This window comes from Selenomonas sp. CM52 (genome assembly GCF_000292955.1).
Lineage (GTDB): Bacteria > Bacillota > Negativicutes > Selenomonadales > Selenomonadaceae > Selenomonas.
In genome coordinates this window covers 51990-71225 of record NZ_ALNM01000013.1, presented here as the reverse complement: position 1 = coordinate 71225, position 19236 = coordinate 51990, and the positions used below count along the sequence as shown (strand labels likewise).

10 protein-coding genes are annotated in these 19236 nt (G+C 51.9%); all 10 read right to left on the bottom strand.

Features of this window, described 5'->3' with window-relative positions:
* Positions 1–50: 50 nt before the first annotated feature.
* Positions 51–1070: an FkbM family methyltransferase gene (locus tag HMPREF1153_RS12125; protein ID WP_050992505.1), complete on the bottom strand. Its 1020-nt coding sequence runs from the start codon at positions 1068–1070 to the stop codon at positions 51–53.
* A gap of 98 nt (positions 1071–1168) precedes the next feature.
* Positions 1169–2128 carry an FkbM family methyltransferase gene (locus HMPREF1153_RS03095; protein ID WP_037369678.1) on the bottom strand — a complete coding sequence of 320 codons (960 nt, stop codon included), beginning with the start codon at positions 2126–2128 and terminating at the stop codon, positions 1169–1171.
* A 43-nt stretch (positions 2129–2171) separates the two neighbouring features.
* Positions 2172–4307: a glycosyltransferase gene (locus tag HMPREF1153_RS03090; protein WP_009645416.1), complete on the bottom strand. Its 2136-nt coding sequence runs from the start codon at positions 4305–4307 to the stop codon at positions 2172–2174.
* A gap of 13 nt (positions 4308–4320) precedes the next feature.
* Entirely contained in the window at positions 4321–7296 is a 2976-nt protein-coding gene (locus HMPREF1153_RS03085; protein WP_009645430.1) for a glycosyltransferase, read from the bottom strand.
* Between the two features lie 184 nt (positions 7297–7480).
* A complete protein-coding gene (locus HMPREF1153_RS03080) occupies positions 7481–9613 on the bottom strand; it encodes a glycosyltransferase (protein WP_009645457.1) in 2133 nt (710 codons plus the stop codon).
* Between the two features lie 17 nt (positions 9614–9630).
* Positions 9631–11775 carry a glycosyltransferase gene (locus HMPREF1153_RS03075; protein WP_037369633.1) on the bottom strand — a complete coding sequence of 715 codons (2145 nt, stop codon included), beginning with the start codon at positions 11773–11775 and terminating at the stop codon, positions 9631–9633.
* A gap of 35 nt (positions 11776–11810) precedes the next feature.
* Positions 11811–12584, bottom strand: a complete 774-nt coding sequence (gene rfbF, locus HMPREF1153_RS03070) for a glucose-1-phosphate cytidylyltransferase (RefSeq protein ID WP_037369631.1) — start codon at positions 12582–12584, stop codon at positions 11811–11813.
* 74 nt (positions 12585–12658) lie between these two features.
* Entirely contained in the window at positions 12659–15631 is a 2973-nt protein-coding gene (locus HMPREF1153_RS03065; RefSeq protein WP_009645471.1) for a glycosyltransferase, read from the bottom strand.
* 147 nt (positions 15632–15778) lie between these two features.
* On the bottom strand, positions 15779–15958 hold the full coding sequence (locus HMPREF1153_RS13005) for a hypothetical protein (RefSeq protein WP_037369628.1): 180 nt from the start codon (positions 15956–15958) through the stop codon (positions 15779–15781).
* A gap of 193 nt (positions 15959–16151) precedes the next feature.
* The gene (locus HMPREF1153_RS03055) at positions 16152–19184 is read right to left on the bottom strand and encodes a glycosyltransferase (RefSeq protein WP_009645482.1); all 3033 of its coding nucleotides are present in this window, start codon (positions 19182–19184) and stop codon (positions 16152–16154) included.
* Between the last annotated feature and the right edge of the window lie 52 nt (positions 19185–19236).

The window sequence follows — 19236 nt, the reverse complement described above, 5'->3', positions numbered from 1 at the left end:
ATATGTTCGCATACTCCAAGACGCCGCGCCTCTGTAAATATCACCTTCCCTCATCTAGGCACAGCATGGCATATGGAATGCATTCCTCCGCGAAGATAAAATTCATAGTCATCACGGATTTCCTTTATGGTTTCAGGGATTTCTATATAATCATCCCATTTATGATAGGTACAAATCGCCATGTACGGATGATATTTTTCAATAAGGCGTGCCGCGCCCCGAAGCGCCGGAATCTCAAAGCCTTCGATATCCATCTTGATATAAAGACTCCCTGTCACTTCTCCTACACAATCATCAAGAGTGCGAATGGCGATCTCTATCGTCCCGTTCGGGTCGATGAAGCTCATCGTCTTATTCTGCGTGAACCGTACACTTCCCGACTGATCAGAAACCCCGCAGCAGAAAGTCTCCGACAGCTCGCACAATCCCATGCGTCTCAGATTTTGCTGCAAGGAGCTGTACGTTTGAGGATTCGGCTCAAAAGCATATACTTTTTTCAAACGCTTGCCAAAATTCTGTTGAAAATCAGCAATCGTATCGCCGTCATAAGCACCGCAATCCACAAAAGTCACATCGTCTTCCCGGGAGATCAGAGCATCATCCACAAAATAACGCTCGTACGGAAGGTAATCCCATACATCCTGCAAACGAATCGGTGCAAACTCTTCAACTCGTTGCCGAACAAGTTCCCCGATATAGGCCAAATTGCAGGAATCCCTTTTGTCATAAATCTGCAGCAGCCGCTCTCGATTCGCCTCGCCCCAACTTCTCGGCTCGTGCTCTGCATCAACAAAAAACGGCGTCCGCCAATACGGATAGACAAGAATCTCATTCATCCAGCCTTGCTGACGAATATATTGGGCAATCCGTTCGATATCAAAACTCGTGATGACAATTTTCGCCCGCGGATGCTTCGCGATAAAAGAAGGGGCATACATCTTCTTGTCCGAATCCCATTTTGCCGGGTTTCGATCAACGCAGCCAAGATACTCTCCACCGGAACGAGAAATAAAATCTCTGACATGCTGGTTTCTCTCCGGCACGTCGGCATAGATCACGTACTCCATCATAAACTTCACCTCAAGTCATCAAGGATGCGCCTGAACCATGCAAAAATCTTCCCTGCGGTCTGCGCCGGCAAATGAAGCACGCCTTTGAACAAAAATCTTCAGCTGCCATACTGCTTCAAAAGCTCCCGATGCTTCTCCTCGTGCAGGAAGAAAAAGTTCGTCTCCTGCGTCGATTCATCCATCTTCTCGAAAGGAAGCAGCCGTTTGCCATCGGACGTATAGCAGCTATACCCCCATCCTTTGAACATCTCGATGATCTCGTTCGGGTGATAATCGAAACGCGCCGCATGCTTTCTGAGCATCTCTGTATAGACAACAGGCTGCAGCTCACTGAACACACGCGCGCCGCCTGCAAAGACCATCTTCTCCGCGCCCTCGGTATCGCACTTGATGAAATCGAGACGCGCAATACCGTTCGCTTCCACGAAGTGATCGAGCGTATCGACGGGGCAGATGATCTCATCCAGACGTTCCTTGCGCTCGCCCTGGCCCTGATCACCTTCTTTGAAATAGTACGTATCGGTAACAGGACGCAGAGATGCCGCCTCGTTCGCCGCAGGTATAAAGAATTTCAGGTCGCCGCTCTCGCTGTAGAACCCCATGTGATGCGCCTTGATCTGCTCCCCGCACGCATTCAGACGAAGATTCTTCTCCAAGCCGCAGAAGGTGTCCGCCACCGGCTCAAAGGCATAGATCGTCGCATCCTCATGCGCCTTCGCCAGCCCCAGACTCACGCGCCCGACGTTCGCACCGATGTCGAAGAGCACGGCATTTGTCGGGATGAAGCGGCTCATAAAGTCGATCTCCTCGCCCTCCGTGCCAATGAAAATCGTCTCCGCACGGCAGATATTCTGCGTCATGTCAAAGAAGAGCGCAATATCCTGCGTCTTGAGCACGATGCCGTCCTCGCGGATCTCGACGCTCCTGCAATAGGGATTTTTCTTGACGATCTGCTGCACCTCCAAGAGAGGCACAAGCCGCTCGCGCGCCAGCTCCCAATAGAGACGCTTCGGCGCCTTCCCCTCTTGGTACAAATCATAGAGCTTTTCCAGTTTCATCGTGTCCGTCATCCTTCTTTCTTGAAAATGCGCACCGACAGGCTCAGGAAAAGACATCCGGCGATATCTTCCGAAGCCTATCAACAATCTGCGGATAATACGGCTCTTTCGCGTAATACTCGTCAATAATATCGAAAATTTGTCGGAAAGATAAAGCCCTGCCTTCCGCTCGGATTCTTTCGCATGTAGGAAGAATCTTCCCTTCCATCAGCCGCCATTTTTCTGCCGACAGCACGTCCGGCGGAATCGTCGCTTCTGCCGTCAAAATCTTGAGATAATCTCGAATAAACGTCTCGGCAAACCGATCGTCACTGCCGCCATGCTCTCCCGTCCCCAAGCGGAAAAAGCGCCGCGTGAGTACGACGAAATCAGGATTTTGCCGCAGCATTTCCATCTGCAAATAGACCTGCGGCAGCCGCGTATAGTCATACTTCTCGGGATCTCTGATCGCATGGTACAGATCCCGCCGCATGATTACGGCGCTGAGCCACGTCATGAAGTAGCCAACCTGCCCGACGTAAGCCGCCGCTCCGCTGCCCTTGCGGACATCCAGCGGAATCGCCCGATTCACGAGATGAAACAATGCCGCACCTCGATACGCTGCGACAGCGCTCAAAAGATCCTGCAAAGAGCCGTCGAAAGAGTAGTCATCATCGCCCGCCACCGTCACATATTCTCCCGCGCTCTCCCGCAGAGCGCAATGGATATTCTTCTCCGCCCCGACATTCTTTTCATTGCAGTGATAGCGCAGATTCCGATACTTTTTCTGCAGCCTGCGCACGACATCTTTCGTCGCGTCCGTTGAAGCATTGTCAGAGACGAGGACTTCAACGAGGTCGTCATTGCCGACCTGTTCAAGCACACATGCGAGCGACTTGGCAAGATACTCGCTGCGGTTGTAGGTGATGACGGCATACGTCAGCAAAGGCGGCGCTTTTCGTCTCTCCTCGACGATCTCTTCCAACGCCGCCGCGTCCTTGACAGGAAGCCACTTCCCCGCTTGCACGGAAAACGCCTGCACCACGCGCGCCGGATTGCCCGCAGCCACACAATAGTCGGGGATGTCGGAGACGACGACGGCATTTTCCTCTACCAACGACCCGCGCCCGATATGCACGGCTCCCTTGACGACGGCGTTTGTCGCAATCTTCGTCGCTCGCCCGATGCGCATACCGCGCTCGTCTAAAGAGCTGCCGCACGACGAAAGTGCAAACGCCCCCCCCGAATGGACCTTCTCTATAAGATGAACATTCGGAGCAAGCGTTACAAAATTCTCCAACACGATGCGCCTTGCCGCCGTCAACGTGCTGTAGGCGTCAATCTCACATGCATCGCCGATAACGATGCGCGGTTCACCGACAAAATCCTCGTACGCCATGCGACAAAGCGCCGTCCGATGAATCTTCACCCCCGCGCCGACAGAGACCGCCTCGGGCGCAGAAAACTCCCGCCACCCTTCGACAGAAGAGCCGGCGCCGCACGCATACAAAATCTGCGTCTCGTCCGGAACATCATCCGTCAAATAGGCATGATGCGCCGCAAAAAACTTCCTGCGCTCGCTCTCATCGGCATCGAAGGATATCGCACGCTCCTGATAGGCGCACCACGGCTCTTTCGCGAGCGGCACGACGATGCGGTCCCCTTCCCGCTCAAACCGCCTGCAATGCGCCAGCAAAGCGTAATATTGCCTTTGATAACATGTATCCCAAGAGAGATCCCGCTGCGTCGCAAAAAACGACGGCGCAAGGAAACGCACCGTCCTGCATTCTCCGACCGTCCCCCGCCCGAAGCGCAAATCTCTGCGCCCTTCTTCCGACGGAACATACGCTGCGCCGCATACATACGGCGATTCCATGAGGTTGCCGCTCGCAGGAAGCGACGCGCTGCCAAGAAAGCCGACCATGCCGATGCTTTCATCTTCAAAAATTTGCAGAAGTTCTCCAAGCACATCCGGCTCTGCGAGTCGGATGTCATCGTTGAGATAAATCTTGAACTTCGCATCGGAAAGAGTCAGCGCCTTGTTCGCCTGCGCCGCATACGGCTCCTCTGCCGCCAGCGTGAAAAGCTCCGCTTCATATCCCGTCGGCAGGCGGAGCGCCTGCAAGGATTCCAAGGCAGCGGCGCAGCGCACTTCATCCGACTTGCGTACAAGGAACGCGATCTTTTTTTCGTTCTTCAAGACGATTTCCTCCTCAACGCACACCGCGCAGAATGCTTTCGAGACTTTCGACAATTTGCGGATAATACGGCTCCTCGCCATAATATTCGCGGACGATGTCAAAAAGGCGATCCAACGTCAAGTTGATATGCTCTTCCTTGACCTTTCTGCATCGAGGTAGAATCAAGCGCTCCATAACCCATCGTTTCTCCTTTGAAAGCTGCTCGGAGGGAATGTCCACGACATCCTGCAAAAGATCAAAGTAATTCTTGATAAAGATTTCGCCAAGCTCATAGCCATCCGGCTGACAATCTCCCGTTCCCTCATCGAAAAAATTCCCATGCAGTACGACAAAATCTTCTTTTCTTTTCAAGATCTCCATTTGCAGATACACCTGAGGAATCCGCGTATAATCGTACTTTCGCGGCTCCGGCAAGAGCGCATAGAGTTCGCGCCGCAGGACGACCGCCGTAATCCACGTCATGAAAAAGCTCACTTGCCTGAGATATTCCAAAGGACCGCGTCCCTCATACACGCGCAGCGCATCATCGCCTTGCCCCAGATAAAACAACGCCGCGCCGCGATGCTGCACGAGCTTCGTGAGCAGGACAAGCAAAGCGCCGTCAGCAAAATAATCATCGTCTCCCGCGACGAGCACATATTCGCCTCGACTTTTCCGCACGGCGGTATGGATATTCGCTTCCGTGCCGACGTTCTCCTCATTGCAGTGATACCGCAGATTCTTATACGTCTTTCGCATCTCCTCAACGAAAGCTCTCGTATCATCCGTCGAAGCATTGTCCGAAACGAGGATTTCCGTGAGTTCGTCGTTACCGATCTGCTGCAATACGCAGCGAAGCGACTTCTTGAGATAGCGGCTGCGATTGTAGGTGATGAAAGCGTATGTCAGCAGGGGCGGTGTTTTTTCCCTTTCCGAAAGCAGCCTTCGCAGTGCCTTGTCACCTGTGACGGGCAGCCACTTCCCCGCTCGCGGCGAAAAGGCCTTGACGATGTGCGCGGGGCTTCCCTCAGCGATGCAGTAAGGGGGGATATCCTGCTGCACGCAGCTTCCTGCACGCACGATACTGCCGCGGCCTATGCGCACGGCCCCCCTGATGAGAACGTTCTCCTCGATGCGCACGCCGCGCTCGACATGAATGCCGCCTTTCTCCGTGAGGAGCTCACGATCAGCAGTGGATATTCCGACACCGCTTTCATCGAGGACGTAATCTTTGATATGTACATTCTCCGCCACACTTACGGCATTTTCCAATTCGATGCAATTTACCGCCGCAAGCGTGCTGCCGATACCGATCTCACAATAATCGCCGACGATGATGCGCGGCTTTCCTGCGAAATTGGGCCGGACGAGTCGGCAGAGCGCCGTCTTGCAGATGTGCGTCTCTCTGCCGACAGCGATTCCTTCTGGAAAAGAAAATTCCTGCCATGAAGGAATTTTGCTCCCTTCGCCGCACGCATAAAGCGTGCTGCTTTCCTTCGACTCCGTACCGTCGAGATATGTATAGTAACGGGTGAAAAACTTTTTCTGATCAGCTTCCGATGCATCAAAGGAAATATTTTTCACCTGATAGGCGCACCAAATGTTCTCAGGCAAGGGAACGACAATCCTGTGCCCTTCTTCCTCAAATGCTCGACAATATGCCAGCACGGCATAATACTGCTTTTCATAAGATTCATCCCAAGGGATATCCCATTGTGTCGCAAAGAAGGACGGCAGGATATAACGGACATCAGCCGCTGCTTGCACTGCCGTGCCGAAGCGCATCTCGGAAAAATCTTCTTCTGTCGGCACATAGACAGCGCCGTATTTATAGGGAGAATCCATAAGACTGCCGCTCACGGGGAGCGACGCACTGCCAAGGAAACCGACCATGCCAATGCTCTCGTCTTGGAAAATCTTCAGCAGCTCTTCGATCGCCTGCGCATGGACGAGGAAAAGATCGTCATTGATATAGATTTTAACCTTGGCATCGGTGTCCGCCAAGACTTCGTTGACCTGTGCCGCATAGGGCTTTTGAGCATCGATTGTAAATACTTCCACTTCATAGCCGTCGGGCCACTTCACATTCTTGAGAGCTTCGAGGCAAACTTCGTGCTGCCCTGTATGGCTGTCCCGCAGGAGCACCGCGATCTTCTTTTCACTCGGCAGGCAACGTTTATGCACCGCCTCGTCTGCCCCTGCACGGCTCTGCAGCAAACGGCGAACCTCCTCCGCCGCCATGAACTTATACCTCTCAGGCACATGCCATTTTTTCAGGAACAAAGCCGCATTTCGTTCAATCAATGCATTGGAGCGCCGAGCTTTTTCCGCCGCCTCTTGGTCGCCATATCCTTTCGAGAAACTTGCATGCCCGAAATGATGAATAAATGTGTCATGGCAGAGGAGAAGATCCCATCCCTGCTGCAAGATGCGCAGAGAGTAGTCGTCATCCTCGAAGTTGCCGGGGCTGAACTGTTCATCAAGAAACCCTACCTTGTCGAACACTTCCCGCTTGAAGAGATAGCAAAATCCCACAAGTGTCGTCTTCTTCTCCCAAGATGCAGGATTCGATTTGTTGTAGTCCGCAGCAAATGCCTGCATTTCCTCCATGCCCCGGTAAGAAACCTCAATCTGCTGATTATTGGAGCAATAATTCGTGACACAGCTCACAGCGCCGACCACAGGATCACTGTAAAGCGCACGGCGCAGATTCGACAGCCAGTCCTTCGTGACGATGGTGTCGCTATTGAGGAGCAGGATCTCCGTTCCTTCCGCAATTTTCAAGCCTTGATTGCAGCCCTTGGGGAATCCCTGATTCTCCTCGTTGTAGATGCATCGAAGATCCCCCTGCTCTTTGAGCCACTCGGCCGAGCCGTCCTTTGAGGCATTTTCGACGACAATGATCTCATATGTTCCGGCTTCCGTATACTCACGTATACTCGCGATGCAAAGCTGCAGCATCTCCAACGTATTGTAACTCAAAATAATGATGCTCGTCTTATGACACATGTTTTCTCCTCCCCGCCGAATCTTCTTCCAAACACATGCCGATGCCCAAGGTACATTCCTGCAGCCCTGCAGCGATTCCCCTCAAGGCCGTCGTTCGCTCTGCATCTGTTTCTTGTTCCAAAAGCACACCCTATCTGCAAGGCTGTTGCAGCGGCAGCACATAACTCCATATAAAACAGACCTTTTATTTCTGCAGGATACGTCTGAGATTTGCAGCAACTTGAGGATAGAACGATTCGCTGCCATAATACTCTCGAACGATATCAAAAAGTCCATCCAAGGAAATCTGCAGCTGCTGCGCCTTGATTCTTTCGCATTGAAAATATATGCATTCTTCCATCAGCCTCTTTTTTTCTTCTGACAGAACCGTCGGCGGAATCTCTCCCGCCGTTTTGAGCAGATCAAAATAATTCTTGATGAACACTTCGACAAAGTTGAACCCTGACGTCGTATGCTCGCCTGACCCCAAACGCATGAAAGGTGCCGCAATGACAGCGAAGTCCGGCTCCTGCTTCAGCATCTCCATTTGCAGGTATACCTGAGGGATGCGCGTAGCATCATGCTTTTGCGGCTCTTTGATCCGCGCATAAATGTCTCGCCGCATGATGGTGCTCGTAATCCACGTCATATGATAGCCAACCATATGAACGTACTCCGCGATTCCGCTTCCTGTATGCACGCGATACGGCTCATGCGCCCTTCTCAGATGAAAGATCGCTCTCCCTCGGTGTTGGAGAAGCCTTCCGAGCACGGCAAGCAAACCCCCATCGGTGAAATAATCGTCATCTCCTGCAACAAGCACATACTCGCCGCGGCTCTTTCCGATGGCCACGTGAATATTTGCTTCCGCACCGACATTCATTTCGTTGCGATGGTAACGCAGATTCCTGTACGTCTTTTGCATCTCTTCGACAAAATCTTTCGTATCATCTGTCGATGCATTGTCCGAAACAAGGATTTCTGCCAGATCATCGTTTCCCAACTGTCGTAAAACACAGTCCAGAGATTTCCGCAAGTATTCACAGCGGTTGTACGTAATAATGGCAAACGTCAGAAGCGGCGCTGCTACCTTACGTTCTGCGAGCAGTCGTGCCAATACCTGTTCATTCGCCAAAGGAAGCCATTTCCGTTCTTTCAAAGAAAATGCTTTGACGACGCGTGCAGGACTCCCCGCTGCTATGCAATAAGCAGGGATATTCCCACACACGGTGCTGCCCGCCCGTATGAAACTGCCGCGTCCGATCTGCGCGGCGCCCTTGATCCGGACTCCTTCCTCGATCCGCACGCCGCTTTCAATCTGAATGCCGCCTCCCTCGCTCGAATCCATCTGCGCTTCGAGGGAAAGGCCAATCACCGTCTCATCGTAAGCATAGTCCTTGATGTGGACATTCTCCGCCACCGTCACATTGTTTTCCAACCGGATGCCATAGAGCGCCGTGATCGTGCTGCCGGCACCAATTGTACAATGATCACCAAGAAGAAGCTTGGGGCGACCGGCGAAATTCGACAGGGCAAGGCCGCAGCTAGCCATCCGATGCACATGTGTATCGCATCCGACAACAATGCCCTCGGGATGGGAAAAATCTCGCCAAGATGGAAGCGTCGTTCCCTCGCCGCACGCATACAAAACAGCCTGCGTCCCCTTCGTCTCCGCACGATCCAGATAAGGATGATATCTTGCAAAAAACTTCGCGTGATCGGCTTCTTCGGCATCGAAGGAGATATCTCGCGACTGATAGGCGCACCAAGCCTCCTTCGCCAAGGACGTCACGATCCGACTTCCGATTTTCTCAAAGCTTCGGCACTGTGCCAGCAAGGCATAATATTGTGTTTCATACTCTTCATCCCACGGCAAATCCATCTGCGTCGCAAAGAATGAGGGCAGAACGAAGCGTACATCCGCTGTCTTTTCTTCCGAAACTTCTCCGAATCGCATCTCGGACAGTTCTCGTCCCGTCGGCACATAGACAACGCCCCGTTTGTAGTCTGATTTCAGCACATTGCCATCGCGAGGCAGGGACTGACTTCCCAGCACTCCGACCATACCGATGGAGGCATCCTTGAAAACTGTCAGCAATTCCTCGATCAACTGCGATCGGACAAGACGCACATCATCGTTGATATAGATCTTGTACTTGGCATCCGAAAGCGTCAACGCTTTGTTCGCCTGCGCAGCATACGGACTTTCCGCTGCCAGCGTGAAAAGTTCCGCCTCATATCCTGCGGGCAGATGAAGCGCCTGCAGCGATTCCAAGCAAGCGCTATAGCACACTTCATCCGACTTGCGCACAAAGAACGCAAGTTTCTTTTCCCTCATATGGTCTGCCCCCAAAATTACATTTCACTGCCGGTGATTTGCACGATTCCATTTAACGTCGCAAGAACATCTTCATAGTATGGCTCATCCTTATAATACGTCTCAACAATATCAAAAAATCCGTCGAGGGAGACATCTATGTGCTCTCCCCTTATTCTAGCGAGCCACAGATACACATGGTTCTCCATCAAGCGCTTTTTTTCCGCAGACAGCAACTCCTGCGGGATTTTTGCCTCAAACTGTAGCATATCAAGGTAATGCTTGATGAACACTTCGGCGAAGTTCACGCCGGCCGGCGCTCGATCCCCCGACGCTTTGAGGATGAAGGTTCCATACAATACAACAAACTTCGGATTTCGCTTCAATATCTCTATTTGCAGATATACCTGCGGTATATGCGTATCATCGTATTTTTGCGGATTCTCTATGAGATCGTACAAGGTGCGCTGCAGGACGATACCGCTGATCCACGTCACGAAGAAGCCCACACTTGCGATATATTCCGCACAGCCCGAACCTCGCTGCACATCGTAGGAATCGAAGTTGTTTCCCAAAAAGAAGAGCGCCGATCCCCTATATCGGACAATGTTGCTGAGCAGGAAAAGCAGTGCGCCGTCGGCAAAGTAATCATCATCGCCCGCAACGAGTACATATTCCCCCTTGCTTTCTTGAATCGCCCGATGGATGTTCCCTTCCGCACCGATATTCTCCTCGTTGCAGTGGTAGCGCAAATTTTTGTACGTTTTCTGCATCTTTTGGACAAACGCCTTTGTGTCATCCGTCGAGACATTGTCCGAAACGAGGACTTCCGCCAGCTCATCGTTGCCAAGCTGCTGCAGAACACATCGCAGGGACTTCTTCAAATATTCACTGCGGTTATAGGTGATGAAGGCAACGGTAAGAAGCGGCGGCGTCTTCTCCCGTTCTGCACGTACCCTTTCCAGAGCCTTTTCCCCCGCTGTAGGCAGCCACTTCCCAGCCTTCGGAGAAAAGGCTGCGACAACGCGCGCAGGGCTCCCTTCGGCAATACAATAGGCAGGAATGTCTGCTTCTACCGTGCTTCCTGCGCGCATGATGCTGCCGCGGCCAATGTGCACAGCGCCCCTGATCAGCACGTTCTCTTCGATGCGCACGCCGCGCTCAATCTGGATGCCGCTCTCTGCCGCGATGATTGCACGATCTTTGAATGAAAGTCCTATGTCTCTGTCATCATACACATAATCCTTGATATGGACATTCTCCGCTACACGCACAGTGTTTTCCAGCACGATGCGGTTCACCGCCGCAAGGGTACTGCCAGTTCCAATCTCACAACGATCGCCAACGATGATGCGGGGCTTTCCCGCGAAATTGGGCATAACAAGGCGGCACATAGCCGTCTTGTGGATGTGCGTCTCCCTGCCGACGGCGATCCCCTCGGGATGGGAAAATTCTTTCCATGAAGGAATCTCGCTTCCCTCGCCGCACGCATAGAGTGTGCTGATTCCCTTCGACTCCGTGCCGTCGATATAGGAATGATACCTCGTAAAAAACTTTTTCCGATCAGCTTCAGATCCATCGAAAGAGATGTCCTTCACTTGATAGGCGCACCAGATATTTTTAGGCAGGGGAACGACAATCCTGCGCCCCTCTTCCTCAAAGGCGCGGCAATGTGCCAGCACGGTGTAATACTGCTTTTCATAAGATTCATCCCAAGCGATGTCCCATTGTGTCGCAAAGAAGGACGGCAGAATGCAGCGAACGTCTGCGGCTTTTCCCGTCGCATCTCCAAAGCGCTGCTCGGAGAAACCATCTTCCGCCGGCACATAGAAAGCGCCGCGCTTATAGGCAGAAGACAGCACATTGCCGTCTACAGGCAAGGACTGACTGCCCCATGCTCCCACCATACCGACGGCGGCATCCTTGAAGATTGCCAGCAATTCTCCAAAGAACCGGGGCTGAACAAGGCACATATCATCATTGATATAGATCTTGTATTTGGCATCGGAAAGGGCCAATGCTTTGTTCGCCTGCACAGCATACGGCTTTCCCGCTGTCAACGTAAAAAGTTCCGCCTCATATCCCGCAGGCAGATGAAGCGCCTGCAGCGATTCCAAACAGGTGCTATAAAGCGCCTCATCCGACTTACGTACGAAAAATGCAACTTTCTTTTCTTTTTTCATATCATTCCCTTCCTGCAAACATCCATCACTGAAAGTCACCAAAGCTTCCAAGGCGCTTTGCCGCTTTGCCACAAACGCTCAAGCAAAATCTTTTCGCGCAGCGTATCCATGCACTGCCAGAAGCCGCTGTGCAGGTAGCACTTGAGCTCACTTTTCTTCGCCAACTCCTCCAACGGCCTCTGTTCGAACACCGTAGAATCGTCCTCGATCAATTCAAAAACGGAAGGCTCCAGCACCATGTAGCCCGCGTTGATCGGCGCACTGTCCTCCATCGCCTTCTCTCGAAAGGCATGCACGGAATTATCAAAGCCGATGTCCAGGATGCCCTTCTGCTGCTTCTGCATGATTGCCGTCAGTGTCGCCGCCTTGCCGTGCTCCTTGTGAAAGCGCACAAGTTCACCGATATCGACATCCGCTACGCCGTCACCGTACGTCATCATGAACGTCTCATCCCCCACATACTTGCGAATGCGGCGGATGCGCCCACCCGTCAAGGTATCGAGTCCCGTATCGACGATCGTAACCTTCCACGGCTCCGTATGCTGGTTGTGCACAATCATGCGGTTTTCCTGCGTGAAGTCGAACGTGATGTCGGACGTATGCAAAAAGTAGTCAGCGAACCATTCCTTGATCATATGCTGTTTGTAGCCCGCGCATATAATGAAATCGTTGAAGCCAAAATGGCTGTATCCCTTCATGATGTGCCAGAGGATCGGCATGCCGCCGATCTCCACCATGGGCTTGGGTCGTCTTTCCGACTCCTCGGTGATTCGCGTACCGAATCCGCCTGCCAGAAGCACTGTTTTCAAATCTTCATCTCCTTTTATTGTCAACACCGTCGATGCAGCTCTCTTCCACCGCCGGCTCATAACAGGGCAATCCGCTATTCCCTCAAGATTTCCTTGAGAATCTCGACAAGCTGCGCATAGTATGGTTCGTTTCCGTAATATTCTTCGACAATATCGAAGATTCCATCGAGCGACAAGCCGATATGCTCCTCCTTGATCCTTTTGCACCATGGAAGAATCGATCGCTCCAAAACGTGCTTCTTTTCTGCCGAAAGTTGTGCTGCGGGGATGTCCACCGCTCCTGTCAATATATCGAAGTAATTCTTGATGAAAACCTCGGCGAAATTGTAACCTTTCGGTGTATGATCGCCGCCACCTTCCGCAAAAAAAGCCCCACAAAACACGGCAAAATCCGGATTTTGCTTCAACATTTCCATTTGCAGATATACTTGAGGGATACGCGAATCATCATACTTATGAGGTTCAGGGATATGGTCATAAAGCTCGCGCCGCATGACGATGCAGCTGATCCAACCCATGAAGTAGCTCACCATGCGAATATACTGCAGACATCCTGTTCCCGTATATACGCAGCGCGGAATCGTTGCATGATGACCTAAGCAAAAGAGAGCAGCCCCTCGATATCGGATGATGTTGCTAAGCAGTACATGGAGAGCGCCGTCAACGAAGTAATCATCATCACCCGCAACGAGCACATACTCGCCTTTGCTCGCTTTGATAGCTCGATGAATGTTTCCTTCCGCGCCGACGTTCTTCTCGTTGCAATGGTAGCGCAAATTCCTATATTTTTTCTGCATTTTTTCAACAAATACCCGCGTATCGTCCGTAGAAGCATTATCCGAGACGAAAACTTCCGCCAGTTCATCATTGCCAATCTGCTGTAATACAGCTGGCAGGGACTTCTTCAAATATTTACTGCGATTGTAGGTGATGAAGGCAACGGTGAGAAGCGGCGGCGTCTTTTCTCTTTCTGCGAGCAGCTTCTTCAGCATCTTCGGCCCCGCTGCCGGCAGCCACTTGCCTGCTTTCGGCGAAAAAGCGAAAGTGACTCGCGCGGGACTCCCTTCGGCGATGCAGTAAGCAGGGATATCCTGCTGCACACAACTTCCCGCGCGCACGACGCTGCCGCGCCCGATGCGCACAGCGCCCTTGATCAACACGTTCTCCTCAATGCGCACGCCACGCTCAATATGGACGCCTCTCTCTTTTGCGATGATCTCGCAGTCTTTGAGCGATAGTCCGATGCCGTTGTCATCGTACGCAAAATCCTTGATATGGACATTCTCCGCCACGCTCACAGCGTTTTCAATCTCGATGCACTGCGCCGCCGTGAGCGTACTACGATCTCCGATCTCACAACAATCACCGATGATGATGCGCGGCTTTCCCGCGAAGTTGGACATGGCAAGACGGCACAAAGCCGTCTTGTGGATATGCGTCTCCTTGCCAACAGCGATTCCTTCAGGATGGGAAAAATCCTGCCAGGAGCAGACCTCGCTTCCTTCGCCGCATGCATAGAGCATGCTGATTTCCTTCGGCTCTGTGCCGTCGAGGTATGCATGGTATTTTCCCAAAAACTTTTTCCGATCGACTTCATCAGCATCGAAGGAAATGCTTTTCATCTGGCAGGCACACCAGATGTTCTCGGGCAAGGGAACGACGACGCGCACACCAGCGTCCTCCATCGCACGGCAATGATCCAGCACGGCGTAATACTGCTTTTCGTAGGCTTCGTCCCAAGGAACGTCCCGCTGCGTCGCAAAGAACGACGGCAGGAGGCCGCGAACGTCCGCAGCTTCTCCTGTCGCATCTCCAAAACGCAGCTCGGAGAAGTCGTCTTCCGACGGTACATAGACGGTGCCACGCTTATACGGTGAATCCATGAGATTGCCGCTCACGGGCAATGATTGACTGCCGAGAATGCCAACCATGCCGATGCTTTCATCTTGAAAAATCGCCAGCATCTCCTCGATCACTTGCGGATGAACGACGCACATCTCGTCATTGATGTAGACTTTGTACTTGGCATCCGTTTCCGTCAAAATTTCGTTGACCTGCGCTGCATAAGGCTTTGCCGCATCCAGAGTGAACGCCTGCACATCATATCCTTGCGGCCACTGCACATTTTTTAGGGTCTCCATGCAAACTTCATAGCGTCCCGCGTGACTTTTGCGGATGATTACGGCGATCTTTTTTTCTTTTGAGGGATAGTGCTCATAAACCGGTTTCCCTGCACCTTCTTGATTCTGCAGGCAGCGGCGAAGTTCTTCCACATCCATAACCTTATACATCTCAGATACATGCCATTTTTTTAAAAACAAGGCTGCGTTTCGTTCATTCAAAGCTTGAAAGCGTTTGGCTTTTTCTGCCTCATCTTGATCGTCGTATCCTTGGGAAAAACTCGCATGACCAAAATGATGGATGAAAGTATCGCGGCAGACGAGCAGATCATAGCCCTGCTGCAAGATACGCAAAGAGTAATCATCATCCTCGAAGTTACCGGAGCTGAACTGTTCATCGAGGAAGCCTATCTTATGGAAAATTTCTCTCTTGAAGAGATAGCAGAAGCCCACAAGTGTTGTTTTTTTCTCCCAAAGCATGGGATTCGACTTATTGTAGTCTGCGGCGAACGCCTGCATATCCTCTATGCTTTTATAGCTTGTCTCAATCTGTTGGCCGTTGGAGCAGCAGTTCGTAACGCAGCTCACAGCACCGACCTTGGGGCTGCTGTAAAGGGCGCAGCGCAAATTCTTCAACCAGTTCTTCGTGACGACGGTATCGCTCTTAAGAAGCAGCAGATCCGTCCCCGTCGCAATCTCAAGCCCTTGATTGCACCCCTTGGGGAAACCTTGATTCTCCTCGTTGTAAACGCCTTTAATATCATCCTGTTCCTTGAGCCACTCGGCCGATCCGTCCTTCGAGCCATTCTCGATGACAACGATTTCATACGTTCCTTCCTCAGTATATTCGCGTATGCTTTTGATGCAGAGCTGCAGAAGGTCCAATGTGTTGTAACTCAGAATAATAATGCTCGTCTTATGACTCATTTTTTCTCTCCTAAACAAATCTGTCACTGATTCCATGCCGTCATCAGATGAATGTTTCCTTCTGGGCTGATATTCTTCTCGTAAGGCAGCTTCCGTTTCCGGTCCTTGCCGTATGCCAAACAGCAAAGCTGTCTTGTCTGCCGAATGCTACGCTTTCAGATAATTTTCAAACACCCTTTGCCAGCCCCGCTCCTGCACATCAAAGTCAGCGATGCAATAGCAGATCGTATAGCCTTGCGACTGCAGTTCCTTCATTGAAGCCCTCAGTTCCGCATCCTCGTCATCCTCTTTCATGTCTTCGCTAAATGTATCGACAAAGCGCCACACATCCTTCAGTTTCGACAGTAAGGACAGAATTTTTTCCTCGAGCCAGTTCCACCACTTGATTTTCTGCAGCTTGTCAATGATTTCTTTTAGAAATCGATGCTTGATGCCGCGCGCCAGCTTCCTTTCGTCTTCTCCTCGTCCTCGAAGATATTTTGCTCCGCAAGAGCAAACTCCGTCATACTGAGTCTTTTTATCATTTTTGGTTCACCGCATCTTTCTTTTCTGCGTCCGCTTGACCTCCTGCATCTCCCGCTTCCTGTAATATCTCCTTCATCTTCGCCACGACTTCTTCGTAGTAAGGCTCCTCACCGTAATACTCATGCATGATGTCAAAAATTCCATCCAAAGGCAAATCGTAATGATATTTCGTAATCTTCTGCAGACGATCATAAATCATATCTTCTGCCAGCCGCTTCTTTTCCTGCGACAGGAGATATGCCGGTATACCTGCCGCCATCAATATATCGAGATAATTCTTAATAAACACCTCGCCGAAGTTGAATCCTGATGCCATGCGCTCTCCCGAGCCTTCCGCCAGAACACGCCCGTAGAGTACAGCAAACTCAGGATTTTGTTTCAACATCTCCAGCTGCAGATAGACCTGCGGTATGCGTGTATCGTCATCTTTCTGCGGTTCTTCGACAGAAAGATAGAGATCGCGCCGCATAATGATGCCGCTGATCCATGTCATCAGGAAACCTACATACGAGATATATTCCAGTATTCCCGTGCCCCGCCGTACCCAGCGTGGCACGGCCTCCTTTTTCAAGCAAAACAGCGCGACGCCACGGTGCTTGACGATGGCGGAAAGCACGAAACGCAGGACGCCATCGAGGATGTAGTCATCGTCACCCGCTACAATCACATATTCGCCGCGGCTCGCCCGCATGGCGCAATGAATGTTTCCCTCTGCACCAACATTCGTCTCGTTGCAGTGATAGCGCAGGTTCTTGAACCTTTTTTGTTGTTCCTCTACGAGGCTTCGCGTCTCATCCGTCGAGGCTTTGTCCGAGACGAGAACCTCGACAAGCGGATCGTTTCCGACCTGCTGCAGCACACTTCTGAGCGACTTCCTCAGATACCGACTGCGATTATATGTGATGAAAGCATAGGTAAGGAGCGGATCCGTCTTCTTCCGCTCTTCCAAGAGGCTCGTGAGCACCCCTTCATCGGGTGTCGCAAGCCATTTCCCTTCACGCGAGGAAAAGGTCTTGACGATGCGCGCGGGATTGCCCTCGGCGATGCAGTAAGCGGGGACGTCGCTCTTTACGACACTTCCCGCACGGACGCGTGCGCCGCAGCCGATCTGCACAGCGCCCTCGATGACGACGTTCGCTCCGATCTCTGCCGCACAGCCAATCCGGATGCCGCATGCATGCCCGAGAAGCTCGCGATCCTCGGCGGCAAGGCCAAGATCCTCTTCTGCGCGAATGTAGTCCTTAATCTGAACGTTCGCACCCACAGTCACAAGGTTTTCAAGAACGATGCGATTGTGTGCCGTCAGAGTGCTGTAAGCGTCAATCGCACAGTCGTCGCCGACAGAGATACGCGGCTCGCCCACGAAGTTGTCCGAGAGCAGCCGGCAAAGCGCCGTCTCATGTATCCTCGTCCGAGCGCCGACGGCGATTCCCTCAGGATGAGAAAAACTCTGCCAGCCTTCGACGTGTGCATCCTTGCCGCACGCATAGAGAGCCAATCGCGCCCCAGATGACAGCACATCATCCAGTCTGGAATGATAGGCTGCAAAGTAGCGCCGACGATCTCCCTCGGCAGAGTCAAACGATATATTTTCCATCTGATAGGCGCACCAAATCTCGCGCGGCAGCGGCACGACCATCTTCTGTCCGCCCTCCTCCATAGCACGGCAATGCGCAAGGACGGCATAATACTGCTTGTCGTAGTCTTCATTCCAAGGAATATCAACCTGCGTCGCAAAAAAGGACGGGCAGAGGAATCGCACGCCCGTCGTGAATTCGTGAGTGGCTGCCTTGCCGAAGCGGATTTCCTCAAGGCTTCCCTTCATCGGCATATGGACACTGCCCCATACATCGGGCGCCTCCAAGAAGTTGCCACTCACGGGCAGCGAGCGACTGCCCATGAAGCCGACCATGCCAATATTTTCCTTGCGGAAGATTTCCAGCATCTGCTCAATTGCCAACGGCGAGACAAGGCAGATCTCATCATTGATGAAAATCTTAATCTTCGCATCCGTTTGGGAAAGTATCTCGTTCACCTGTGCCGCATAGGGCTTGTTCGCAGCCAACGAGAAGATTTCCAACGCATATCCTGCGGGCAGCCTTGATGCGCGTAAAGACTCCACGCAGAGGCCGTAACGCTTCTCCTGCGTCTTACGCACAAGGACGGCAATCTTCTGCGCCACAAGCCCTGCGCCAGAACTTCCCTCTTCTTTCTCCACCACCTGCTGTCGCAGGTAAGGCAACAGTTCCTCGGGAGCCATCTTCCAGCAATCCCTCGACACATGCCACTTTTCTTCAAAGAGTTTTCCGTTTCTCTCCAAAAGGGAATTGTAACGCTGAGCTATTTCATCGACGTCCTGCGTACTGAGATTCTTCTTGAATGATGCCTTCCCGAAATGATGGATGAACGTATCCCGGCAAAGAAGCAGATCGTATCCCGCCTGCAGGATACGCAGCGAGTAGTCGTCATCTTCGTAATTGCCCGGACTAAACCGATCATCAAGAAATCCAACCTTTTCAAGCACCTCGCGCTTGAAAAGATAGCAAAAGCCAATCAGCGTCGTTCTCTTCTCCCAAAGTTCAGGATTAGACTTATTGTAATCTGCAGCAAAATCCTGCATGTCCTCAAGGTTTTCATAGTGCGTAGCAATCATTTGATTGTGCGGGCAGCAGTTTGCCACGCAGCTCACGGCGCCAACCTTCGGACTGCTGTAGAGAGCGCATCGGAGATTCTTGAGCCAATTCTTTGTGACAACGGTATCACTGTTCAAAAGCAGAAGCTCCGTTCCCGTCGCGATCTCCAAGCCTTGATTGCAGCCCTTGGGAAACCCTAGATTCTCTTCGTTATAGATGCAGCGAAGATCCTTCTGCTCCTTCAACCACTCAGCAGAGCCATCCTCCGATGCATTATCGACGACGATGATCTCATACGTCCCCGACTCCGTGTACTCATGGATGCTCGCGATGCAAAGCTGCAGCAGTTCCAACGTATTGCAGCTCAAGATGATGATGCTCGTCTTACGGTGCATGTCTTCCTCCCCAACGCTTTTTCTCATCATATCATAAACACGCGATAAAAAC